This is a genomic window from Terrabacter sp. R4-6, assembly GCF_057529065.1.
Map to the genome: position 1 here is coordinate 1,882,155 of NZ_CP197224.1, position 21,307 is coordinate 1,903,461.

Here is a 21,307-nt window from a genome sequence, read left to right on the forward strand (position 1 = left end):
CCGTGCTCGTCGTTGAGCCGTGCTGAATGTGAGGTCGGCGCCGACGACCCCGAGCCGCCTCCGACCCGGCGAGACTCGCCGCACCCGACAAAGGGCGTCAACAGCCCGAACCGATCTTGTCCGGTCAGGACATCGGATCGGACAGAACGGCGTGGCAGCGTGCCCGAACGCCGTCGTGGCGTTGCCATCCGGGCGCTCGCTGACCAGACTGCGGGGCATGACAGCGTTGTCTGACCACCGGACAGCCGCCCGCCCGACCATGGCTGACGTCGCCGCCGAGGCCCACGTCTCGGTCAAGACCGTCTCGCGCGTGGTCAACCACGAGCCGGGCGTGCGTCCCGACACGGCCGAGCGGGTGCGGGCCGTCATCGAGCGACTCGGCTTCCGACGCCACGACGGCGCCCGCCTCATGCGCCAGGGCCGCACCTTCACCATCGCCCTCGTCGTCGAGGACCTCGCCAACCCCTTCTACTCCCAGGTCGGCGCAGCCGTCGAGCGCGAGGCGCGCATCCGGCAGCACCAGCTCATCACGGCGTCCGCGGAGGGCTCGCCGTCCCGCGAACGCGCCGTCATCGAGGCGCTCGTGAACCGCCGCGTCGACGGCATCGTCGTCGTCCCCGCCGACGAGAGCGCCTCCTCGGACGCCGTCCTCGAGGCGAGCCACACCCCGATCGTCTACATGGACCGTCCCGTGCGCGGCACCCCGCGCGACACGATCCTCAGCGACAACCACGGCGGCATCCGCAGCGCCGTCGAGCACCTCGTCGCCCACGGCCACCGCAACATCGCCTTCTACGGCGACGACCCGGCGTTCTGGACGGCCCGGCAGCGCCGCGACGCGTTCGTCACGACGCAGCAGAGCCTCGGCCTGCCCACGAGCGCACGCGTCTCGATGGGTCCGCACACCCCGGTCTCCGTGCACGAGTCGCTGAACCAGTGGACGACCGGTCCGGAGCCGATCACCGCGGTCATCACCGGCAACAACCGCATCACCCTCGCCGCACTGCTCGCCCTGCGCGAGCTGCGGCTGCCGCTGTCGCTCGTCGGCTACGACGACTTCGAGCTCGCCGCCCTCATCGACCCACCGGTCACCGTGGTGCACCAGGACCCGGCGGCCATGGGGCAGAAGGCCGCCCAGCAGCTCTTCGCCCGCCTGCTCGGCGACGAGTCGCAGGCCCAGACCGTCGTCATGCCGACGCGGCTCATCGTCCGCGCCTCGGGCGTCCGCCGCGGCACCCCGACCCGTTGACCGACCCGAGGAGCACCAGCACCGTGTCCCAGACCACCGTGTCCGACCCGACCCGACTGCCGCCTAACACGCCCCACCGTTTCTACCGGGGCGGCGAGCGGATCCTCGCCTTCCGCGGGCTCGACGTGCCGGAGGGCTTCGACGACCATCGCCCCGAGGACTGGCTCGCCTCGACGACGCGGCTCTTCGCCGAGGGCGGTGGCGGAGTCACGGTGCTCGCCGACGGGACGCCGCTGCCCGACGCTCTCGCCGACGACCCCGACCACTGGCTCGGAGCCGACCACGTCGCGCGGCACGGCCTCGAGCCGGGCCTGCTGACGAAGCTGCTCGACGCGGGAGAGCGGCTGCCCGTCCACTCCCACCCCGACCGCGCCTTCGCCGCCGCCCACCTCGACTGCGACCACGGCAAGACCGAGGCCTGGATCGTCCTCGACGCCGAGCCCGGCGCCTGCGTGTGGCTCGGCTTCCGAGAGGAGCTCCCGGCCGAGGAGCTGGCCGAGCTCGTCGAGGCGCAGGACGAGCGGCTCCTCGCCGCCCTCAACCGCATCGAGGTGTCGCCCGGTGACGCGCTGCTCGTGCCCGGCGGTCAGCCCCATGCCATCGGCGAGGGCGTCTTCGTCCTCGAGCTGCAGGAACCGACCGACCTCTCCGTCATGCTCGAGCACCGCCGGTTCGGCCTCGAGGAAGCACACGCCTTCCTCGGCCTCACCGTCCCGCGCGCGCTAGAGAGCGTCGACCGTGGGCCGCTGACCGCGGACGGCCTCGCAGCCCTGCGTCGTCGCTGGGTCGACGTCACGGGCGCGGGCCACGCCCTGCCCGAGCCAGCGACGGAGTTCTTCCGGGCCGAGGTGCTGAGCGCGACGCCGGACGCGCCGGCCGCCGGCGACGCGGCCTTCGCCGTCGTCGTCGCGGTCGCCGGCCGGGGCCGACTGACGACGGGGACGGACGCGCCCCGCACCACCGAGGTGGCGCGGGGCGACGTGCTGCTCGTGCCCTACGGTGCGGGCGACGTCCGCGTCGAGGGCGACCTCACCGTCGTGCGCTGCATGCCGGCCGTCTGAGAGGGGCAGGACCCCGGACCTCAGTCGGTCGTGCGGCGGATGAACGCACGCACCGCCAGCGGGGCGACGACGGCAGTGATCGCGACCGACCAGATCACCGTCGTGAGGACCGGATGGTGCAGGGGCAGCGCGGCGTCGGGCAGGGCCTCCGGTCCGTTGCCCCACAGCTCACGCATGGCCTGGACGAGCGAGCTGATCGGGTTCCACTCGGCGATGGTGCGCAACCAGCCGGCCATGCCCACGGTCGGTGCGAAGGTGTTGGCCAGGAACGTGATCGGGAAGATCGTCGTGAACATCAGGCCGTTGACGGCCTCGGGCGAGCGCATCGACGAGCCGACGAGGATGCCGACCCAGATCATGGCGAAGCCGAAGAGCAGCAGCAGCGCGAAGGCGAGCAGGGCCTTGCCGATGCCGTTGTGGATCCGCCAGCCGATCGCGAGGCCGGTCAGCGACATGACGAAGATGCCGATGCTCGAGTGGATGATGCTGTAGATGCTGCGGCCGACGAGCACCGAGCCCCTCGAGATCGGGAGCGAGCGGAACCGGTCGATGATGCCCTTGCCGAGGTCCATGTTGAGGCCGATCGCCACGATGAACGCCGAGAAGGCCATGGTCTGGGCCATGATCCCCGGCATCAGCCACTCCCGGTAGTTGAAGCCGGGGATGACGATCGAGCCTCCGAAGACGAAGGCGAAGAGCAGCACGAACATGACCGGCTGGATCGTGACGTCGGTGAGCATCTCGGGCTGTCGCTTGATGTGCTTGAGGCTGCGCCACACCATCGTCGTGACCTGACGGACGAAGCCCGGCGGCTGGAAGTCGTGCGGCTCGACGTGCGCCACCCGGGTGGCGTCCTTGACGGCGGAGTCGGTCATCGCTGCTCCTCGATCTGCGTGCTGGGCTCGGTGGGGGACTCGGCGCCGTCGGCGGTGGGCTGCTCGGCGCGGTGGCCCGTGAGGCTGAGGAAGACGTCGTCGAGGCTGGGCCGCTGCAGGCCGAGGTCGTCGAGGACGATCTCGCTGCGCTCGAACACCGTCGCGACGCGGGTCATGTCGGACAGCCCGTCGGCCGGGGCTGTCAGCTGACGGGCGGCCACGTCGACGTGCACCTCGGGGACGTGGGCCGCGAGCAGCGCCCGGGCGGCCTCGAGCTGGTCGGCGTGCGACACGGTCAGGACGATGGCGGCCTTGCCCGACTGGTCCTTGAGCTCGAGCGGCGTGCCCTCGGCGATGATGCGCCCGTGGTCGATGACGACGATGCGCTCGGCCAGCTGGTCGGCCTCCTCGAGGTACTGCGTCGTCAGCAGCAGCGTCGTGCCGTCGCGGACGAGGCCGCGCAGCACGTCCCACAGCTCGACGCGGCTGCGCGGGTCGAGCCCGGTCGTCGGCTCGTCGAGGAAGAGCACGGGCGGGGTCGCGATGAGGCTGACCGCGAGGTCGAGCCGGCGGCGCATGCCACCGCTGTAGTCCTTGACGACCTTGTTGCCGGCGTCGCTGAGCGAGAAGCGCTCGAGCAGCTCGTCGGAGAGGCGGCGCACCTCGGCCTTGGACAGGCCGTAGAGCGAACCCATGAGCCGGAGGTTCTCGCGGCCCGTGAGCAGCTCGTCGACGGTCGCAGCCTGGCCGGTGAGGCCCATGCTGCGGCGGACGAGCTCGGGGTCGCGGACGACGTCGTGGCCCGCGACGCGGGCGGACCCGCTCGTCGGCGTGCTGAGCGTCGTCATCATCCGGACGGTGGTGGTCTTGCCGGCACCGTTGGGGCCGAGCAGACCGAGGACCGTGCCCTGGGGCACGGAGAAGCTGACGTCGTCGACGGCGGTCATGTCGCCGAAGCGTTTGACGAGGTGCTCGGCCTCGATGGCCGGACCCGTGGACCGGTCGCGCGCGGCGCGCGCGTCGGTGGTGATGGTCATGTGAGGGCTCCCCGGAGAGGTGGTGAGTTGCGGCGTGCGACGACCATAGGCGTCACCACCGACAGCCTCATCGACCAAGTGAACGCCGTCAACATTTTTTGGCGAGTTCGCCCACGGCGTACGCCCTGGGTCGCCGGCCGGGGCACGATCCGCGCGCTCGCGTGCGACGCTGGAGCGACGCACCGAGATCGGAGACCGCCATGACCCAGCTCGCCCCGCGCGCACAGACCACCCTCCGGACGCCGCTGCTGCGCGAGGTCTACGGCCGGCTCCTGCGCGGCCTGCGCACCCGCCAGGGCCGCACCCTCGCCGAGGTCGCCGCCCGCGCCGGCATCTCGGTCGCCTACCTCTCCGAGGTCGAGCGCGGCCTCAAGGAGCCCTCGTCCGAGGTGCTCGAGGCCGTCTGCGTCGCGCTCGGCTCCAGCATCATGGGCCTCGTCGGCGCCGCCCACCGCGAGCTGCGCGACCTCGCCGACGGACCGGCTGCCGGAGGGCGCGTCCTCGACCTCACCTCGCGGGCCGGGTCGAGCATCGCGGCACCCGCGGACGCGCCGACGGGGCCGGTGCTGCTCGTCGCGTGAGCAGCGCCGACCCCGTCGGGGTGTGGCAGGTCAGTCGACGAGGCTGCCCCACGTGTTGTTGCCGACCACACCGTCGACGACGAGGCCGGTCTTCGACTGGTACGCGCGCACCGCGGAGTACGTCGCCGGACCGAACGAGCCGTCGACGGTGAGCGAGTAGCCCGCGTCGACGAGCTCGCGCTGCAGACCCTTGACCGCCTCGCCGCTCGCGCCCTGGCGCAGCACCGGCAGCAGCGAGTACCACGTGTTGTTGCCGACGACGCCGTCGACCGTGAGCCCGTGGGCCGACTGGTAGCTGCGGACCGCGGAGTCCGTTGCGGGGCCGAAGGACCCGTCGGCGGTCACGCTGCGACCCGATGCCCGGAGCATGAACTGCAGGGTGCGCACGGCGGTGCCGCTGCTGCCGCTGCGCAGGACGGGGAGGCTCGTCTCCGTCGTGCCACCTCCCGTGCCGCCCGAGCCGTACCTGGCCAGCACGTCGTTGGCGTACGCGATGCGCTGGGTCGTCGCGCACGTGCCGCACCGCTCGAACTTCTGCATGAAGACGGTCGTGGCCGTGCTCACCGACGTCGACGCCCTGAGGTCGGCGAGACCGTAGGAGGAGAACGTCGACAGCTCGTACCACGTGAAGTCGAGCTGGGCCGCCAGGGCGTAGCGGCTGCGACCGCTGAGCCCGGCGTACCAGACCATGTTGTCGCGGGAGTCGGTGTCCCAGCGTCCGCCCTCGCTCCACTGGGCGATCCCCATGCCGGGGCCGCTCGGCTGGTTGGCATAGGGGTTGATCGGGCTGCCCGACTCCTGGATGAGGTTGCCGACGATGCCCGCGGACTGGCGCTCGGTCAGGCCCTTGGACACGAAGTAGTCGAAGGCGATCTCGTCGTTCGAGGCGGCCAGGGCGCTCGGGGCCGCGACGACGCCGAGGACGGCGACGGCCGCAGCTGCGAGGAGCCCGGCGAGGCTCCTTCGGGTGGTGCTGGTCTTCATGGTTCCTCCGATCTACGCGAGCAGCGTGCTCCACGTGTTGGGGCCCACGACCGCGTCGGCGTCGAGGGCGTGGGCGGTCTGGAAGGACTTGACGGCCGAGGCGGTGCCAGAGCCGAACACGCCGTCGACCGTGACGGCATACCCCTGCGCGGTGAGCGCGGTCTGGACCCCGCGCACGGCGTCGGAGGTCTGGCCCTGGGTGCACGTGACGGCGAGCGGCGACTCCCACGTCGCGGCGCCGATGACCCCGTCGGCCGTCAGCCCCTTCGCCTGCTGGAAGGAGACGACCACGGCCTTGGTGCCCGAGCCGAAGGCTCCGTCGACCGTGAGGCTGCGGCCCGAGTGGCGCAGCAGGTACTGCGCCGTGGTGACCCGGAACCCGCTGTTGCCCTGCTGCAGCGTCGGCCACGTGCGGGTCGGTGCCGGTGGCGGGTTGCTCGTGCCGAGCCTGGTCGCGACCTCGGAGCGGAGCTGTGGAAGCTTGGCGTACAAGGCGTTTCCCGGGCACTCCGTGTCGAGGAAGTCACGGTGGCCGTAGATGTCCTCGGGCCCGAGGCCGTACGTCTGGCACAGGTACGCGCACAGCGTGACGAGCGCGTTCCACTGCGCCGTCGTCGGCAGGGCGGTCGTGTACGTGCCCTCGTTCTCGATGCCGATCGACGTCGAGTTCTGGCCCGTGCAGTGCGCGCCGAGCGGGAAGACCGTGCTCGACCCGGAGCCGAGCCCCTCGACCGACCGGTGGCGACCCTCCATCGTGAAGCCGCCGCGGCTGATCGTGAACTGCTGACCCGAGTCGATCCAGCCACGAGCGAAGTGCCACTGCTGGATGTTGCGGGCGAGGGAGTGTGCCGCCGCCTGCGAGTAGTCGGTCGTGTTGGCCGAGGCCGTGTGGTGCACGAGGATCTTCTGCGGCGGCCCGGTCATGCTGACCGTGCCGGTCGCCGGCTGGGCGCCCCACGTCGCGCACGACGCGATGGCCGGACGGGCGACGGCCGTGGCGGCGGCGTTCGAGGGCGTCGCCTTGGCGACGCCGAGCGCTCCCGCCGCGCCGACGCCGAGGGCGCCGACGAGGAGGGAGCGACGGCCGAAGCCGGGTGCGGGGTTCACCGTCACCAGCCCGCGCACGCGTCGGCGTCCCAGGCGATGCTCGTCCGGATGTCGACGTGGGCGTGGTCGTCGTGCGCGGGGTAGCCCGGGCCGAAGATGCCGCCGAAGCCGGCGTAGCGGGCCTGCTTGGCGATGCTGCAGATCGAGGTCGCGCTGTCGCCCGGGACGAGATCGAGGGCGCCGCCGCTCAGGTGCACGCTGTTGCTCGCGCCGCCGACGGATGCGTTGCACGTCGAGTCGCGGTAGCCCGACGTGACCTTGAGCGGGTGGTCACCGAGCTGGTGGCGCAGCGCCTCGGCCCGCCACAGGGCCCGCTTCATGTTCTCCTTGTTGGCCGCCGTGCCCGTGAAGCCCCGGCCGCAGTTGTAGCTGGCCTCGGCGTAGGTGAAGTGGACGGGCGTGCAGTCCGGGTCCTGCAGGGCGTAGATCTTCGAGAAGGTCGCCGGGCCGGCGATGCCGTCCGACGTGAGGCCGTATGCCTTCTGGAAGTTCGCCACGGCTGTCTTGGTCTGTGCCCCGAAGGAGCCGTCGATGCCCATGACCTGGCCGCGCGGCACCCAGCCGGCGACGCGGATCTGGAGCTGGGTGACATCGGCACCGGAGGTGCCGGCGCCGAGGGTGCGGGGCCACGAGTAGCACTCGTCGGCGTGGGCGGCCGGTGCCGTGGCGGTCACCGTGGCCGTCGCGACGCCGAGGCCTCCGAGAGCGAGGGCGACGGCGGCGATGACGTGGGTCAGTCGGTTCCTGCGCATGCGATTTCCCTTTCGTGAGATGCCTGGTCCTGCATGTCGAGACTGTCGGAGGCGCGCCGTCACCGCGCGCCGAGTGCATGGGGAGCACTCCCCATGCACTCGGCGCAGGGGGGGAACGGTCAGGTGTAGGGGTTGTCGACCGAGTTGCCGACGAGCGACCAGCCGGAGTCGTCACCGACCCGGGCCTCGATGCGGCTGATCCGCTTGGAGTCGGTCCAGGAGAGGCCGTTGTACGACGTGTAGAGCCCGTCGCAGGCGTTGCCACCCGTCGTGTCGTACCGCTTGGTCGTGTAGGTGTACGTGCCGTCGGTGTGCCAGACCTTGAGGTGGATGTAGCCGTTGTAGCCGTTGCAGTAGGGGTCCTTGACGCTCATGTTCACGCTGGTCTTGTAGGCGCTCTGGAACGACAGGGTCGTGCTGCCGCACGCGTTCGTGCCGCAGGCGTCGGACCGGTTGGTCGCGGCGGACGCCGAGCCGGTCGGGCCGAGGAGGAGCGCCGGGAGGGCGACCGCGCCGACCATGAGGGGAAGCGCCTTCTTCTTCAGGTTCATCCGGGTGGAGCCTTTCGTCCGGGGCCGTTCCCTGGTGGTGGCCCGTGGTCCCACCGTCGCGGCGCGGGGCAGCGCGTCCCACGGACAACCCGGACAACGGGGCCGGACATCGGTCGTCCGAGTTGCGGGGACGGCGCACCTCCCCCACGATGCGAAGGCGGGACCTCGACAGGTCCCGTCTTCGCTCTCGTGGGTCACGTCGCCGTGGCCCCCAACCGCATCAGGGGACGGTATGGACGGAGACTTCGGGACGGCTCTGCGACGACTGCGCAAGCAGGCCGGCCTGACGCAGGAGGCCCTCGCCGACCGGTCGGGTCTCAGCGTCGAGGGCATCAGTGCGCTGGAGCGCGGACAGCGGCGGCACCCACGGGCCGACACGGTCGACCTGCTGGCTGCCGGCCTCCGGCTCGGCCCGGACGAGCGGCGCACCCTCGTCGAGTCCGCCGCACGGGCCCTCCCCAGCCGCGCCGCACAGCGCAGCCGGGTGCCGCGCCAGCTCCCGGCCCGCGGCCCGTCCTTCACCGGCCGCGAGACCGAGCTCGCGCTGGTGACAGGGCTGCTCGCACGTCCCGAGCACCGCGACTCCCCGGTCCTCGTCGCCATCGTCGGCATGGGTGGCCTCGGCAAGACGACGCTGGCGGTCCAGGCGGCCTCGAGCGTCGTGGACGACTACCCGGACGGCCAGCTCTACCTGGACCTCCGCGGGCACGACACCCGGGCCCCGCTGACGGCCCTGCGCGGGCTGACCTTCCTCATCGGCGCCCTCGGTGGCGACGCGGGCGAGGTCCCCGACGACGTCGACCAGGCGGCCGCCATCTTCCGGTCGCTCGTGTCGGGCTCCCGGCTGCTCATCGTGCTCGACAACGCCGCGGACGCCGCACAGGTCGAGCCGATGCTCCCCGCCTCTCCCGGATGCGCCGTGGTGATCACGAGCCGACGCTCGCTCGCCGGCATCGTCGACGCCCACCACGTGACCCTGAACGTGCTGCCCGTGCACGAGTCACGCCGGCTGCTCGGCCGGTTGGTCGGTGACGAGCGCCTCGCTCAGGACCCCCGCGCCGCAGCCGAGCTGGCGCGCGCCTGCGGCGGACTCCCCCTGGCGCTGCGCATCGTCGGCTCGCGGCTCGCGGCCCGCCCCACCTGGCCCCTCGACTTCCTGGCCTCCCGGCTGACGGAGGCGCGCACCTGCCTCAGCGAGCTGTGCACGGGCGACCTCGCGGTGCGCTCGAACATCGCGCTCTCCGTCGAGAACCTCGAGGCGAGCGACGACCCCGTCGACGTCGCCGCGGCACGCGTCCACCTGTGGTGCGGCCTGCTCCCGGCGACGGGCCTCTCGGTCCACGCCGTGGCGAGCCTCGTCGACCTCCCGGCCGAGGCCACGGCCACGGCGCTCGAGCGCCTCGCCGACGTGAGCCTCGTCGAGGCCACCGGCCCAGGACGCTACCGCGTGCACGACCTCGTCCACGCGGTGGCACGGGAGCGGGCCGAGCGGCAGCTCACGCCGGACGAGCGGGCGGCCGCCGTCGACCGCCTCCTGGCCTTCTACGTCGCTGTCGCCTGGCGCACCCGGCACCACTGCCGCGCCACCCCGGAGGGCGTGGACCTCGAGGCGCTCGTCGCGCCGTCGGGTTCGCTGACCGACCCCATGGACTGCCTCGACGCCCTCGTCGCGGACGCCGACCAGTTCACCGCGCTGGCCGTCGCGGTCGCCGAGTCCACCGCAGCCGGTCGGTCACGGCTGCCGTGGCTCGCGCTCGGCCTCATCACCTACTTCGTCACGCGCGTCGACATCGCCGGCTGGCCCGAGATGCTGGCCCTCGCAGTCGCGGCGACCGAGCGGGACGCCACCGTCAGCGGGCACCTCCACGAGGACCTCGCCCTGGCTCTGAGCGGACGCGGCGAGCACGACGCCGCCCTCGCGCAGGCCCGTCACGCGGTCGACGTCTTCCGCCGGGCGGGCACCGTGCGCGCCGAGGCCGCGGCCCTGGGCACCGAGGCGATCCTGCTCGGTCGTCTCGACCGGGTGGCCGAGGCCGTCGCTCTGCGTGAGCGGGCCCGACGGATCAGCGAGCGCCTCGGCGACACCCGGGCGCTGGCCGCCGCACACCGCGACCTCGGCCTCCTGGCCGCTCGGGAGGGTGACCTCGTCACCGCCGTCGCCCACGAGCGCCGGTCCCTCGAGCTCTACGCGCGGGTCGGGGTCACGCGCGGGGTCGCCATGGCAGCGGTCAACCTCGGCGTCCTGCTGCGCGACACCGGCAAGCACGCCGAGGCACGGACCCACCTCGAGCGGAGCGTCGCCATCTTCCACGAGATCGGGGACCGGGCCGGGTTGACGGAGGCCATCGAGGAGCTCGGTTACTGGCACGTCGTCGCCGGCGAGCCGGACGTCGGGCTGCGCATCCTCACCGACGGGCTCGCCCTCGTCGACGACGCCGACTCGGGCCAGTGGGAGGCGAGCCTGCGCAAGCGGCTCGGTCTCGCCCTGCTCCGCCTCGGTCGTCGCGCGGAGGCCGAGCAGCACTGGCACGCAGCGCTGCGGATCCACATGAGGCGCGGCGAGTGGCGGGCGGTCGCGGAGGCCCACCAGCTGCTGGGAACCGGGTGACGGTGGCGCCTCCCTGCGCCACCGCCACCCCTCCCTGCCCGACGCCGCTACGGCGTCACCTGGCTGATCCGCGTCGACCAGTTGCCGAGCGCGGTGCGCGACCCCGCCGCCCCCGGGGAGGCAGCGCACGTGCCGAGCTTGTTGTCGCCGGTGGTGGCCCCGAAGAAGCGGCCGCCCCACGTCGTGTAGTCGCACGCGCTGGCGACGTACTCGCTGGCGATCCACACCGAGCCGCCGTCGACCGCCGCAGCGCCGTAGTCACCCCAGCGGGTGCGCGGCGGGTTGCCGACCTGGGACGTGTAGCTCGTGAACCCGTCGTCGGTGGCCTTGCCCTCTGCGGCGATCGAGATGGGCCCGGTGCCCGCGAGGGCGTCGATGGCGGCATACCCGGCGCTCGGGTACGTCGTCGCATCGGTGTAGCTGAACGCCATGACACCGCGTCCGCTCGACGTGACGCCGATGGCCGGGTAGGTCAGGTCGGCCCCGGCCTTGCCGAGGTAGCCCTGCAGCGCCATCTTCGCCGACACGGAGCCCCCGGCGACCGACGGCTTGACGACGAACCACGCGATCCCGGCGCGCTGGGTGCCGCCGTCGGGGTTGAGCGCGGTGTCGAGGGCACCCCACAGCTTGCCGTTGGCATACATGACCTGCTGCATGCGGGTGTCGTTGGAGTCCGGCCTCGAGACGACCTCGTCGTGCGCCGGCTCACCAGCGAAGAGCAGCCTCCAGCACCCGGTGCCGGCGATGGTCGGCGTCGTCGTGTCGTTGATGCAGTGGCCCTGGGGCGTCGCCGTGGTCGGCGCGGTCCCGGCTCCGGGCTGCTTCGTCCTGGGCGGGATGGCGTACGTCTCCGACGGCACGACCTTGTTGCTGAGCGACAGCGCGGGCGTCGCCGAGGCGAGGGACGCCGTGTTGGTCAGCGCCCACACGACGACGGTGCTCGACACGTAGCTGCCGCCGGTGCCGTGGACGGGGTGGGTGGCCTCGTCGGCGGCCGTGGAGCTGAGGAGGTACTCCGTGCCGTTCGCCCCGAGCTCGTAGGAGCCCGTCCCGGGCGACTGGGCCGGCCAGACGGTGAAGCCCGGCTGCGTGGCACCCGCGTCACTCGGCAGCGGGACGGTGCCGGAGGTGTCGAGGTGCTGCATCGAGACGGTGGCGGCACCGGCCGCGAGCTGCGCCTTGGACAGGGCGTAGATCTGGGCGCCGGCGAAGCCGCTGCCGTTCCACGGGTAGGCGTTCGTCGTCACGTAGATGCCGTTGGCGTCGGCACCGATGTGCGGGTAGTCGCCGAGGTACGGTCCGGCGTTGCCGCCCGTGCCGCCGATGTCGGTGCCGTCGTTCGTCGCGTCGAACGTGAAGATGTTCCACGAGCCACGGGGGTCGGACGTCCGGCTCACGGCGATGTCGATGTGGTTCTGCAGGGTGAGGGCACCCGCAGGCGTCGTCTCGAGCGTCAGGACCGCGACGAAGAAGCGCTGGGTGGCGGCGTCGTAGAGGCAGACGGGGTCGGTGATGTTCTGGGCGCGTACGCCCGTGGCACGGTTGATCGCCGGGGCGTAGCCGAAGAACGAGTTGAGGTCGACGGCGTGGTGGACGTCGGTCGGGAAGCCGCTGACGACGTTGGTCGCCGTGTTGTCCGGCAGGACCGAGGAGCCCTGCTTGTCGTAGACGTTGAGCACGTCGTTGACGGCCTCGAGGACGTAGCCGTTGCCGACGCAGAGGGCCTGGTCCGGCGGCTCGACGGTGAACTGGTTGCCACCACGGGCATACCGCTGCTGGAAGAGGTTGAGACCCTCGAACGACGTCCCGAGCTGGGGGTTCGACTTGGCCTTCTGGCCGCTCCTGACGGAGATGCCGACCCCGCTGCCGTGACCGCTCGACAGGCTGCGGTCGGTGATGACGCCGGGGTAGGCGGGCGGCCCGGCGTCGCCGTCGGCCTCGTCGGGCTCACCCATGAACTCCTCGTCGGTGGCGTCGCCGCTGCCGGAGGGGGTGAAGGCCCCCGTCGCCGCGGCCGACGTGCCGACGAGGTGGGCGCTCGAGCCGGACTCGGCCTGGGCCTGGGTCGCCGGCAGCCCGAGGGCGGCGAGGGCGAGGATCGGGACGGAGATGGAACTGATGCGCATGAGGCGCGACCTACGTGAACCAGCCATGAGCTCCCCTTCGAGGAAGTGGAGCCCGTCCGGGGCATGGCCCGTCGCTGTCGGACGGTGGGCGGGCCGGGGGCGGGCGAGGGATGGACAAACGCGTGAGGGCCCTCGGCGCCGGGTCACTCGGCCTTGCACTCAGCACTCTTGCACCACCGCCCCGGGCCTGTCCACGGATTCGCCCGTTCCGCCTCACCCCTCGACGGGCACCGCCTCCGTCGCCCGCTCGATGACGTGGTCGACGATCCCGAACTCCACGGCCTGCTGTGCCGTCAGCACCTTGTCGCGGTCGGTGTCGAGGCGCAGCTGGTCGACCGAGCGGCCCGTGTGACGGCTCAGCACCTCCTCGACCTGCGCCCGCACCCGGAGGAGCTCGTCGGCCTGCAGGGCGAGGTCGCTCACCGTCCCCTGACCGCCGGCGGAGGGCTGGTGCAGCAGGACCCGGGAGTGACGCAGGGCGAAGCGGCGCCCCGGCTCCCCCGCCGCGAGCAGCACCGCCGCGGCGGAGGCCGCCTGTCCGAGACAGTAGGTCGCGACCGGGGTCTGGACGAGCTGCATCGTGTCGTAGACGGCCATGAGCGCCGTGAACGAGCCGCCCGGACTGTTGACGTAGAGCGACACCTCGCGGTCGGGGGCGACGTAGGAGAGGTGGAGCAGCTGGGCCATGACGACGTTGGCGACGCCGTCGTCGATCTCGGTGCCGACGAAGATGATCCGCTCCTGGAGCAGGCGGCTGTAGATGTCGAAGCTGCGCTCGCCCGCCGGGGTGCGTTCGATGACGTAGGGGATCGTGTAGCTGCTCACCGGAGTCCCACCTTCCGCTCGGCGCCGCCGGGCCGGACGTCCGCGAGGGCGCTGACGACGTGGTCGACGATGCCGTATGCCGCCGCCTCCTCCGCGCTGAACCAGCGGTCGCGCTCGCTGTCCCGGGTGATCTGCTCGACGGACTGGCCCGTGTGCTCGGCCTGCAGCTCGTTGACCCGGCGCTTGACGGCCTTGAGGTTGGCGGCCTGGACCTCGACGTCGGCCGCCGTGCCCTGGATGCCCGCGGACGGCTGGTGCATCATGATCCGCGCGTTGGGCAGCGCGAAGCGCTTGCCGGGCGTGCCTGCGCCGAGGATGAACTGGCCCATCGAGGCCGCGAATCCCACTGCGAGAGTGGAGACGTCGTTGGGGATGAGGCGCATCGTGTCGTAGATGGCGAGGCCGGCGGTGACGGAACCGCCGGGGCTGTTGACGTAGAGGCTGATGTCGGCGCGGGGGTCGCGGGCCGAGAGCAGGAGCAGCTGGGCGGTGATCCGGTTGGCGATCGGGTCGTCGACCTCCGCCCCGAGGACGATGATCCGCTGGTGGAGCAGCTGCATCGACAGCTGGTCGTCGAGCGGCGAGGGCGTGAGTGGTTCGGTCATGCACCCAGCGTGACCCGACGGTCGCCGGATGGGAGTCCCCCTCTGCCACGGGCAGATTCGCCGACAGCGTATGCCGCCCTCCCGAAATCCCGTTGGCGCGCGCGGTCCCGGGGCACGACGATGGGTCGCATGGCCGGAAAGACCTATCCAGACATGTGGGTCGACCCCGAGGACGACCCGCGGTCGCAGGAGGCGCTGCTCGCGGACGAGCGCACGACCCTGCTCGACTACCTCGCGAACTACCGCCTGACGCTCGAGATGAAGTGCGCCGGGCTCACCGCCGAGCAGCTCGCGATGCGGTCGGTGCCGCCGTCGACGCTCTCGCTGCTGGGACTCGTGCGACACATGGCCGCGGTGGAGCGGAACTGGTTCCGGCGGACGATGGCGGGCGAGGACGTCCTACGGCTCTACCGCACGCCGGACGACCGCGACGCCGACTTCAACGGTGCCGTCGGTGACGACGCCGTCGTCGAGGACGCGTGGGCGCGCTGGCGCGAGCGAGGAGGTGGCGTACGCCGAGGCCTTCGTGGAGCAGGCCGGCTCGCTCGACCTCGTCAGCGTCGACCCCAGCACGCGGATCAACCTGCGCGAGGTGATCGTGCACATGATCGAGGAGTACGCCCGTCACTGTGGCCACGCGGACCTGCTCCGGGAGTGCGTCGACGGCGCCACCGGCCAGTGAGCCGGGGGCGCCGTCGAGGTCAGGTCACTTCTGGAGGAAGTCCAGCAGCGCCCGGTTGAACTCGGCCGCGTGGCTCGTGTTGATGCCGTGCGGGCCGTCCTGGATGACGACGAGGTCGCTCTGCGCCAGCGCCTCGTGCGTCCGGCGGCCGGAGCCCTCGAAGGGCACGGTCGCGTCCGAGTCGCCGTGGACGACGAGGGCCGGGACCGTGATCTTCGCGAGGTCGTCACGGAAGTCGGTCGTGCCGAAGGCCTGCATGCACCCGAGGAGTGCCCGCTGGTCGGACTGCCGGCAGAGCGCGATCGCCTGCTGGCGCTGGTCCTCGGTGACCTTGAGCTCGCCGTTCGCCGAGAAGAACTGCGTCGTGAACTGGTCGAAGAAGGCGTCGCGGTCTCCCTTGGCCCCCTCCTCCATCTCCTTCGCCGCGTCCTCGGTCAGCGGACCGTCCGGGTTGTCATCGGTCTGGAGCAGGTAGGGCGGCACGGCCGCGGCGAAGACGACGCTGTGCAGGCGTCCCTGGCCGTGCCGGGCGACGTAGCGCGCCACCTCGCCGCCGCCCATCGAGAAGCCGACGAGGGTGACGTCACGCAGGTCGAGCGCCTCGAGGAGGCTCGCGAGGTCGTCGGCGAGGGTGTCGTACTCGTAGCCGCCGTGCGGCTTGTCGCTGTCGCCGAACCCCCGGCGGTCGTAGGTGATGACCCGGTAGCCGGCCTCGGAGAGGGCGGGCACCTGGTCGCTCCACGACGCGCCCGAGAGCGGCCAGCCGTGGATGAGCACGACGGGACGCCCGTCGCCGCCCGAGTCCTCGACGTGGATCTTGACGTCGTGGACCAGGCCCTGGTCTGCGGTGACGTCGGTCATGGACGTCTCCTTCCGGTTGGTGGCCCCCGTCCCTCACGAGGGCACCGGGGCCGTACCCGACGCGCCCCCGGCGAGAACGCCGTCGACTGGTGGCATGCTCTGACCATGGATGCCGACGTCGTCGTCGTGGGAGCCGGCCTGGCCGGTCTCGTCGCCACCGCTGAGCTCGCCGACCGTGGCAAGCGGGTCGTGCTCGTCGACCAGGAGGGCGAGCAGTCCCTCGGCGGCCAGGCCTTCTGGAGCTTCGGCGGCCTCTTCCTCGTCGACAGCCCCGAGCAGCGGCGGATGGGGATCAAGGACAGCCTCGAGCTCGCGACGCAGGACTGGATGGGCTCGGCCCAGTTCGACCGCGACGAGGACTTCTGGCCCCGCAAGTGGGCCGAGGCCTACCTCCACTTCGCCGCCGGAGAGAAGCGCGCGTGGCTGCACGAGCAGGGCCACCGCCTCTTCCCCGTCGTCGGCTGGGCCGAGCGCGGTGACGGCCGGGCCGACGGGCACGGTAACTCCGTGCCGCGCTTCCACATCACGTGGGGCACGGGTCCCGGGCTCGTCGAGCCCTTCGAGCGGCGGGTCCGCGCGGCCGTGGCGAGCGGCCGGGTCACCCTCGCCTTCCGCCACCGCGTCGACGAGCTCGTCGAGACCGCGGGCTCCGTCACCGGCGTACGCGGTCACCTCCTCGCGCCGGACGGCGTCGACCGGGGTCGGCCGAGCAGCCGCGAGGAGGTCGGCGACTTCGAGATCACGGCCCAGGCCGTGATCGTGACGAGCGGCGGCATCGGCGGCGACCACGACCTCGTGCGGCGGGCCTGGCCCGAGCGTCTCGGGTCGCCCCCGGCCCGCATGGTGGCCGGCGTGCCCGCCCACGTCGACGGTCGGATGCTCGGCATCACCCAGGCCGCCGGCGGCCACGTCATCAACCCCGACCGGATGTGGCACTACACCGAGGGCCTGCGCAACTGGGACCCCGTCTGGGACAACCACGGCATCCGCATCCTGCCCGGGCCCTCGTCGCTGTGGCTCGACGCGCGCGGTCGGCGCTTCCCGGCGCCCTACTTCCCCGGCTTCGACACGCTGGGCACCCTCGGCCACATCATGCGCAGCGGCCACGACTACTCGTGGTTCGTGCTGACCCAGCGCATCATCGAGAAGGAGTTCGCCCTCTCCGGCTCGGAGCAGAACCCCGACCTCACCGGCAAGGACGTCCGGCAGGTGCTCGGGCGGGCGCGCAAGGGCGCCCCCGCCCCGGTCGAGGCCTTCAAGCAGCACGGCGAGGACTTCGTCGTGGCCGACACGCTCGACGAGCTCGTCCGTGGCATGAACGCCCTGACCGGCGACGACCTCATCGACGTCGAGTCACTGCGGCGCACGATCGTCGCGCGCGACAACGAGATGGACAACGACTTCACCAAGGACGCCCAGGTCACCGCGATCCGTGGGGCGCGGAACTACCGCGGCGACAGGCTGATCCGCGTCGCGACACCGCACAAGCTGCTCGACCCGAAGGCCGGCCCCCTCATCGCGGTGCGACTCAACATCCTGACCCGCAAGACGCTCGGCGGGCTCGAGACCGACCTCGCCGGCCGCGTGCTGCGTGCCGGCGGCGAGCCGCTGCCCGGGGTGTACGCCGCGGGCGAGGTGAGCGGCTTCGGCGGCGGCGGCATGCACGGCTACAACTCCCTCGAGGGCACCTTCCTCGGCGGCTGCCTCTTCAGCGGCCGCACCGCCGGGCGCTCGGTGGCCGCCGCGCTCTGACCGGGCCGGGTCGCGGCGAGCAGGACGGCCAGTCCCAGCGTCGCGAAGACCGCACCCACCCAGAGCGGGGAGGTCCAGCCGAGGCCGGCGCCGATGGCCAGACCCGAGACCCAGACGCCGAGGAAGTTGCCGACGTTGAAGGCCGCGATGTTGGCCGAGGACGCCAGGGTCGATGCCCCGGATGCGTGCTCGAGGACCCGCATCTGCAGGCCCGGCACGGTCGCGAAGCCGAAGAAGCCCATCGCGAGCAGCATGGCCGCGGAGCCCGCCATGCTGCCCGCGAGCAGGGCGAACGCGACGAGCGAGACGGCGAGCGCGAGCGTCAGCACGACGAGCGTCCGGGTCAGCGCACGGTCGGCCCACCGGCCACCGAGCAGGTTGCCGGCGAAGAGGCCGACCCCGAAGAGCACGAGCAGCCACGGCACCGCCGACTCGTCGAACCCGGTGACGCGGGTCAGGAGCGGCTCGACGTACATGAAGGCGCCGAACATGCCGCCGAAAACGAGGACGGTCATCGCGAGCGAGAACCACACCTGACGGTTGCGGAAGGCGGCGAGCTCGGCGCGCAGCGTGGCATGACCTCCGGCGGACTCACCGGCATCGGGCACGAGGAGCGCGATGCCCGCGGCCGCGACGACCCCCACGACGGCGATGAGCGCGAACGTCGCGCGCCAGCCCCACTGCTGTCCGACGAACGTCCCGAGCGGCACGCCGAGGACGTTGGCGAGGGTGAGCCCGCCGAACATGATCGAGATGGCGCCGGCCCGACGGTCCGCCGGGACGAGCGAGGCGGCGAGCACCGAGCCGATGCCGAAGAACGCACCGTGCGCGAGCGCCGCGACGACGCGACCGGCGAGCAGCATCCCATAGCCGGAGGCCACGGCGGACAGGGCGTTGCCGACGACGAAGAGGACCATGAGCGCGAGGAGCGCGCGCTTGGGGCGCCAGGTCCCGAGGACCGGCGTCAGGCCCAGCGCGCCGACGACGACCGCGAGGGCGTAGCCGCTGATGAGGTAGCCGGCCGTGGGGATGCTGACCCCCATGTCGGTGGCGACCGTGCTGATGAGGCCGGCAATGACGAACTCCGTCAGGCCGATGCCGAAGCCGCCGAGGGCGAGGGCGATGAGACCGAGTGGCATGGGTGGTGCCTGTCCTTCCGGAACGGGGTGCGGTCGCCTGTCCGAGCCTCTCTGCTGTCGCCGGTATGCCGCGTGTGCAACTATGTGACCCGACGGACGTTAGTTGCAGACGCGGCATATTGCAAACGCGCGTTATGATGGGCCCATGGGTATCGCTGACTCCGCCGTCGAGGTGCGCGCCTCCGGGTGGCGCACCCTCGCTGCGCTGCACGGTCACATCGAGGGCGCCCTCGAGCGCGAGCTGGTCCGGCGCCACGAGCTGTCCGTCGTGGAGTTCACGGTGCTCGACGCGCTGTCGCGCCAGGACGGCTGGCACATGCGGATGAGCCAGCTCGCCCGCGCCGCCGCCCTCTCGTCCTCGGCGACGACCCGGCTCGTCAACCGGCTCGAGGACCGCGGCCTGCTGACGCGAGTGCTCTGCGCCGACGACCGGCGCGGCATCTACACCGAGCTCACCGAGGCCGGCTGGGCCCTCTACCGCGAGGCCGCGCCCACGCACGACGCCGTGCTCGAGGAGTCGCTCCGCAGCGCCGGCGAGGTGCCCGAGCTGTCAGCCCTCGTCGGGTTCCTGCAGGGCGCGACGGTCTGACCCGACGACTCCGTCGACGTCCTGCTCGACCTCGCCCGCGGCATACCTCGGGACGTAGCCCTGGCCGACGGCCCGGCGCCATCCCGGCGGACCCGACGCGACCGACCGCGCGAGGAGACGGTGCGCCACCGGCGCCAGGGCCCACGTGCCGAACCACACGACGACCACCCCGACCGCGAGGCCGGCGACGACGTCGTGCCAGTAGTGGGCACCGGTGAGCACCCGTGAGGCGCCGACCGCGAGCGCGAGCGGCACGACGAGCCGCCACCAGACCGGGGCGAGGACGACCACCGCCGTGGCGAGGGAGCCCGCGATGGTCGCGTGGTTGCTGGGCCACGACCAGTCACCGGCGGCGGGACACGACGCGACGGTCGGCACCGACAGCGTCCGGCACGGCCGCTCCTCGCGCACGAACCCCTTGACGACCTCGCTCAGGACGTAGGCGGCGACCGTCGAGACCGCGGCCACCACGGCGACCGCGAGGTGCTCCAGACCCGTGGAACGCGCGCGCCACGTGAGCACGACCGCGACGCCGGCGAGGACGACGAGCCCGAGCTCGCCCACGACCTCGAGGACACCGCCGACGACCGACGGCAGCGCCGCGGCGCCCGATGCGGTGGCGCTGTAGGTGGCGTCGCGGACGACGAAGAGCAGCGCGACCACGGCCACGACGACGGCGACGGTCGGCACGACGCCGGCAGCCCGTCCGCCGCCGGACCGCCGCCCGACGTCCATCGCGCTGTCAGCTGGAGAAGGCATGCGGACGACCGTAGGCGATGAAGATGAGAGCGACGAACGCTCAGAGCCGACCGCGCACGGGGGTGCGCTCCACCGGGTCTCCCCCGTCGGGCATGACCATCTCGGCGCGGACCCCGAGCAGCCGCACCTCGCGTGCGGGGTCGAGCGACTCGGCGAGGGCGACGGCGGCCTCGACGACGTCGGCCCGCTCGCTCGTCGGCGCCGGGAGCTTGCGGGCCTTCGTCTGCGTGAAGAAGGGCGCGTAACGCACCTTGAGGGTGACGCGGAAGACCGGCCGGCCCTCCTCGACGGTGTCGTCGAAGACCTGCGACGCGAGGTCGCGCACCGCCTCGCGCACCTCCTCGGGCGTGGTGAGGTTGCGCTGGAACGTCGTCTCACGACTGTGCCCGCGGGCGACCCACGGCGTGTCGTCGACGACGGCCGACCCGATGCCGCGCCCCAGCTGGGAGTACCAGACCCCCATGCGCGGACCGAACTCGCCGACGAGGACCGACTCGTCGGCGTCGGCCAGCTCGCGCACCGTGTGGATGTCGTGGCCGGCCAGACGCTTGGAGACCTTGGACCCGACGCCCCACAGGTCGATGGTCGGCCGGTCGCCCATGACCTCGAACCAGGTGTCGCGGGTGAGCCGGAAGACGCCGCGCGGCTTGCCGAAGCCGGTCGCGATCTTGGCCCGCACCTTGTTGTCACCGATACCGACCGAGCAGTGCAGCGCCGTCGCGTCGAGCACCGCCGCGCGCACCCGGCCGGCGAACTCCTCGGGGTCGTCGGTGTCGACCCCGAGGAAGGCCTCGTCCCAGCCGAGCACCTCGACGACCGCGCCGAGGCCGCGCAGGGCGTCCATCACCTGCTCGGAGGCCTCGGTGTAGGCGGGGGCGTCGACGGGCAGGATCACCGCGTCGGGCACCTTGCGTGCGGCGAGGCGCAGCGGCATACCGGACCCGACGCCGAACGCACGGGCCTCGTAGCTCGCCGTGGACACGACGGCCCGCTCGGTGGGGTCGCCGCGGCCTCCGACGATGACCGGCAGGCCCGCGAGCTCGGGTCGGCGCAGCACCTCGACCGCCGCGATGAACTGGTCGAGGTCGACGTGCAGCACCCAGTGGGTGGGGCCCGCGCTCATCCGGTCATTGTGCCCGGAGGGTGTGACGGGCCGGCCGCTTC

Annotated in this window: 20 protein-coding genes and 1 pseudogene; 8 read left to right on the forward strand and 13 right to left on the reverse strand. The window is 72.3% G+C overall.

Annotated features, from left to right (window positions below; translation table 11 throughout):
* Positions 1–217 precede the first annotated feature (217 nt).
* Both ACSSS0_RS08880 and ACSSS0_RS08885 read left to right on the forward strand, forming a co-directional pair.
* Positions 218–1,249: a LacI family DNA-binding transcriptional regulator gene (locus ACSSS0_RS08880; RefSeq protein ID WP_487230833.1), complete on the forward strand. Its 1,032-nt coding sequence runs from the start codon at positions 218–220 to the stop codon at positions 1,247–1,249.
* 23 nt (positions 1,250–1,272) lie between these two features.
* A complete protein-coding gene (locus tag ACSSS0_RS08885; protein ID WP_487230834.1) occupies positions 1,273–2,310 on the forward strand; it encodes a class I mannose-6-phosphate isomerase in 1,038 nt (345 codons plus the stop codon).
* A 20-nt stretch (positions 2,311–2,330) separates the two neighbouring features.
* Here ACSSS0_RS08885 and ACSSS0_RS08890 read toward each other — a convergent pair whose 3' ends face one another.
* Both ACSSS0_RS08890 and ACSSS0_RS08895 read right to left on the reverse strand, forming a co-directional pair.
* Positions 2,331–3,185 carry an ABC transporter permease gene (locus ACSSS0_RS08890; protein ID WP_435984352.1) on the reverse strand — a complete coding sequence of 285 codons (855 nt, stop codon included), beginning with the start codon at positions 3,183–3,185 and terminating at the stop codon, positions 2,331–2,333.
* Complete coding sequence (locus tag ACSSS0_RS08895) at positions 3,182–4,222, reverse strand: ATP-binding cassette domain-containing protein (RefSeq protein ID WP_435984351.1); 1,041 nt, start codon at positions 4,220–4,222, stop codon at positions 3,182–3,184. The genes ACSSS0_RS08890 and ACSSS0_RS08895 overlap by 4 nt, the downstream gene beginning before the upstream one ends.
* A 200-nt stretch (positions 4,223–4,422) precedes the next feature.
* Here ACSSS0_RS08895 and ACSSS0_RS08900 point away from each other — a divergent pair, with 200 nt between their 5' ends.
* Positions 4,423–4,803, forward strand: a complete 381-nt coding sequence (locus ACSSS0_RS08900) for a helix-turn-helix domain-containing protein (protein ID WP_487230835.1) — start codon at positions 4,423–4,425, stop codon at positions 4,801–4,803.
* A 30-nt stretch (positions 4,804–4,833) separates the two neighbouring features.
* On the opposite strand, the gene ACSSS0_RS08905 is transcribed toward ACSSS0_RS08900, so the two are convergent.
* The 4 genes from ACSSS0_RS08905 to ACSSS0_RS08920 form a co-directional block, all read right to left on the reverse strand.
* The gene (locus ACSSS0_RS08905; protein ID WP_435984349.1) at positions 4,834–5,787 is read right to left on the reverse strand and encodes a phage tail tip lysozyme; all 954 of its coding nucleotides are present in this window, start codon (positions 5,785–5,787) and stop codon (positions 4,834–4,836) included.
* A 12-nt stretch (positions 5,788–5,799) separates the two neighbouring features.
* Complete coding sequence (locus ACSSS0_RS08910) at positions 5,800–6,894, reverse strand: peptidoglycan recognition protein family protein (RefSeq protein WP_487230836.1); 1,095 nt, start codon at positions 6,892–6,894, stop codon at positions 5,800–5,802.
* A 2-nt stretch (positions 6,895–6,896) separates the two neighbouring features.
* Positions 6,897–7,646 (reverse strand): D-Ala-D-Ala carboxypeptidase family metallohydrolase, encoded by a 750-nt coding sequence (locus tag ACSSS0_RS08915; RefSeq protein WP_487230837.1) that lies wholly within the window; start codon positions 7,644–7,646, stop codon positions 6,897–6,899.
* Positions 7,647–7,765: 119 nt separating this feature from the next.
* Positions 7,766–8,197 carry a hypothetical protein gene (locus ACSSS0_RS08920; protein ID WP_487230838.1) on the reverse strand — a complete coding sequence of 144 codons (432 nt, stop codon included), beginning with the start codon at positions 8,195–8,197 and terminating at the stop codon, positions 7,766–7,768.
* A 232-nt stretch (positions 8,198–8,429) separates the two neighbouring features.
* On the opposite strand from ACSSS0_RS08920, the gene ACSSS0_RS08925 reads away from it, so the two are divergent.
* The gene (locus ACSSS0_RS08925; protein ID WP_487230839.1) at positions 8,430–10,805 is read left to right on the forward strand and encodes an ATP-binding protein; all 2,376 of its coding nucleotides are present in this window, start codon (positions 8,430–8,432) and stop codon (positions 10,803–10,805) included.
* 47 nt (positions 10,806–10,852) lie between these two features.
* Here ACSSS0_RS08925 and ACSSS0_RS08930 read toward each other — a convergent pair whose 3' ends face one another.
* From ACSSS0_RS08930 to ACSSS0_RS08940, 3 genes are all read right to left on the reverse strand, one after another.
* The gene (locus ACSSS0_RS08930) at positions 10,853–12,931 is read right to left on the reverse strand and encodes a hypothetical protein (protein WP_487230840.1); all 2,079 of its coding nucleotides are present in this window, start codon (positions 12,929–12,931) and stop codon (positions 10,853–10,855) included.
* 213 nt (positions 12,932–13,144) lie between these two features.
* Positions 13,145–13,756 carry a ClpP family protease gene (locus tag ACSSS0_RS08935; RefSeq protein ID WP_487230841.1) on the reverse strand — a complete coding sequence of 204 codons (612 nt, stop codon included), beginning with the start codon at positions 13,754–13,756 and terminating at the stop codon, positions 13,145–13,147.
* Positions 13,753–14,361 carry an ATP-dependent Clp protease proteolytic subunit gene (locus ACSSS0_RS08940; RefSeq protein ID WP_435984341.1) on the reverse strand — a complete coding sequence of 203 codons (609 nt, stop codon included), beginning with the start codon at positions 14,359–14,361 and terminating at the stop codon, positions 13,753–13,755. The genes ACSSS0_RS08935 and ACSSS0_RS08940 overlap by 4 nt, the downstream gene beginning before the upstream one ends.
* Before the next feature lie 258 nt (positions 14,362–14,619).
* Here ACSSS0_RS08940 and ACSSS0_RS08945 point away from each other — a divergent pair.
* Both ACSSS0_RS08945 and ACSSS0_RS08950 read left to right on the forward strand, forming a co-directional pair.
* Positions 14,620–14,796 (forward strand): annotated as a pseudogene (locus ACSSS0_RS08945) (mycothiol transferase); the annotation flags it as partial.
* A gap of 19 nt (positions 14,797–14,815) precedes the next feature.
* Positions 14,816–15,043 carry a mycothiol transferase gene (locus tag ACSSS0_RS08950; RefSeq protein ID WP_487230842.1) on the forward strand — a complete coding sequence of 76 codons (228 nt, stop codon included), beginning with the start codon at positions 14,816–14,818 and terminating at the stop codon, positions 15,041–15,043.
* Positions 15,044–15,067: 24 nt separating this feature from the next.
* Here ACSSS0_RS08950 and ACSSS0_RS08955 read toward each other — a convergent pair whose 3' ends face one another.
* The gene (locus ACSSS0_RS08955; protein ID WP_487230843.1) at positions 15,068–15,904 is read right to left on the reverse strand and encodes an alpha/beta fold hydrolase; all 837 of its coding nucleotides are present in this window, start codon (positions 15,902–15,904) and stop codon (positions 15,068–15,070) included.
* Positions 15,905–16,009: 105 nt separating this feature from the next.
* Between ACSSS0_RS08955 and ACSSS0_RS08960 the strand changes: the two genes are divergently transcribed.
* Complete coding sequence (locus tag ACSSS0_RS08960) at positions 16,010–17,656, forward strand: FAD-binding dehydrogenase (RefSeq protein ID WP_487230844.1); 1,647 nt, start codon at positions 16,010–16,012, stop codon at positions 17,654–17,656.
* On the opposite strand, the gene ACSSS0_RS08965 is transcribed toward ACSSS0_RS08960, so the two are convergent.
* A complete protein-coding gene (locus ACSSS0_RS08965) occupies positions 17,572–18,795 on the reverse strand; it encodes an MFS transporter (RefSeq protein WP_487230845.1) in 1,224 nt (407 codons plus the stop codon). The two genes, ACSSS0_RS08960 and ACSSS0_RS08965, sit on opposite strands and share 85 nt — an antisense overlap.
* Before the next feature lie 145 nt (positions 18,796–18,940).
* Between ACSSS0_RS08965 and ACSSS0_RS08970 the strand changes: the two genes are divergently transcribed.
* Positions 18,941–19,384, forward strand: a complete 444-nt coding sequence (locus ACSSS0_RS08970) for a MarR family winged helix-turn-helix transcriptional regulator (protein WP_487230846.1) — start codon at positions 18,941–18,943, stop codon at positions 19,382–19,384.
* Here ACSSS0_RS08970 and ACSSS0_RS08975 read toward each other — a convergent pair.
* Positions 19,346–20,143, reverse strand: a complete 798-nt coding sequence (locus tag ACSSS0_RS08975; protein WP_487230847.1) for a phosphatase PAP2 family protein — start codon at positions 20,141–20,143, stop codon at positions 19,346–19,348. The two genes, ACSSS0_RS08970 and ACSSS0_RS08975, sit on opposite strands and share 39 nt — an antisense overlap.
* Positions 20,144–20,183: 40 nt before the next feature.
* Positions 20,184–21,266 (reverse strand): DNA polymerase IV, encoded by a 1,083-nt coding sequence (locus tag ACSSS0_RS08980; RefSeq protein WP_487230848.1) that lies wholly within the window; start codon positions 21,264–21,266, stop codon positions 20,184–20,186.
* Positions 21,267–21,307 lie beyond the last annotated feature (41 nt).

Bases quoted from the DNA above. Each gene is read 5' to 3' on its own strand.
- ACSSS0_RS08880 (WP_487230833.1), top strand. From the start codon at position 218: ATGACAGCGTTGTCTGACCACCGGACAGCCGCCCGCCCGACCATGGCT.
- ACSSS0_RS08890 (WP_435984352.1), bottom strand. From the start codon at position 3,185: ATGACCGACTCCGCCGTCAAGGACGCCACCCGGGTGGCGCACGTCGAG.
- ACSSS0_RS08895 (WP_435984351.1), bottom strand. From the start codon at position 4,222: ATGACCATCACCACCGACGCGCGCGCCGCGCGCGACCGGTCCACGGGT.
- ACSSS0_RS08900 (WP_487230835.1), top strand. From the start codon at position 4,423: ATGACCCAGCTCGCCCCGCGCGCACAGACCACCCTCCGGACGCCGCTG.
- ACSSS0_RS08905 (WP_435984349.1), bottom strand. From the start codon at position 5,787: ATGAAGACCAGCACCACCCGAAGGAGCCTCGCCGGGCTCCTCGCAGCT.
- ACSSS0_RS08915 (WP_487230837.1), bottom strand. From the start codon at position 7,646: ATGCGCAGGAACCGACTGACCCACGTCATCGCCGCCGTCGCCCTCGCT.
- ACSSS0_RS08920 (WP_487230838.1), bottom strand. From the start codon at position 8,197: ATGAACCTGAAGAAGAAGGCGCTTCCCCTCATGGTCGGCGCGGTCGCC.
- ACSSS0_RS08925 (WP_487230839.1), top strand. From the start codon at position 8,430: ATGGACGGAGACTTCGGGACGGCTCTGCGACGACTGCGCAAGCAGGCC.
- ACSSS0_RS08930 (WP_487230840.1), bottom strand. From the start codon at position 12,931: ATGCGCATCAGTTCCATCTCCGTCCCGATCCTCGCCCTCGCCGCCCTC.
- ACSSS0_RS08940 (WP_435984341.1), bottom strand. From the start codon at position 14,361: ATGACCGAACCACTCACGCCCTCGCCGCTCGACGACCAGCTGTCGATG.
- ACSSS0_RS08955 (WP_487230843.1), bottom strand. From the start codon at position 15,904: ATGACCGACGTCACCGCAGACCAGGGCCTGGTCCACGACGTCAAGATC.
- ACSSS0_RS08960 (WP_487230844.1), top strand. From the start codon at position 16,010: ATGGATGCCGACGTCGTCGTCGTGGGAGCCGGCCTGGCCGGTCTCGTC.
- ACSSS0_RS08965 (WP_487230845.1), bottom strand. From the start codon at position 18,795: ATGCCACTCGGTCTCATCGCCCTCGCCCTCGGCGGCTTCGGCATCGGC.
- ACSSS0_RS08970 (WP_487230846.1), top strand. From the start codon at position 18,941: ATGGGTATCGCTGACTCCGCCGTCGAGGTGCGCGCCTCCGGGTGGCGC.
- ACSSS0_RS08975 (WP_487230847.1), bottom strand. From the start codon at position 20,143: ATGCCTTCTCCAGCTGACAGCGCGATGGACGTCGGGCGGCGGTCCGGC.
- ACSSS0_RS08980 (WP_487230848.1), bottom strand. From the start codon at position 21,266: ATGAGCGCGGGCCCCACCCACTGGGTGCTGCACGTCGACCTCGACCAG.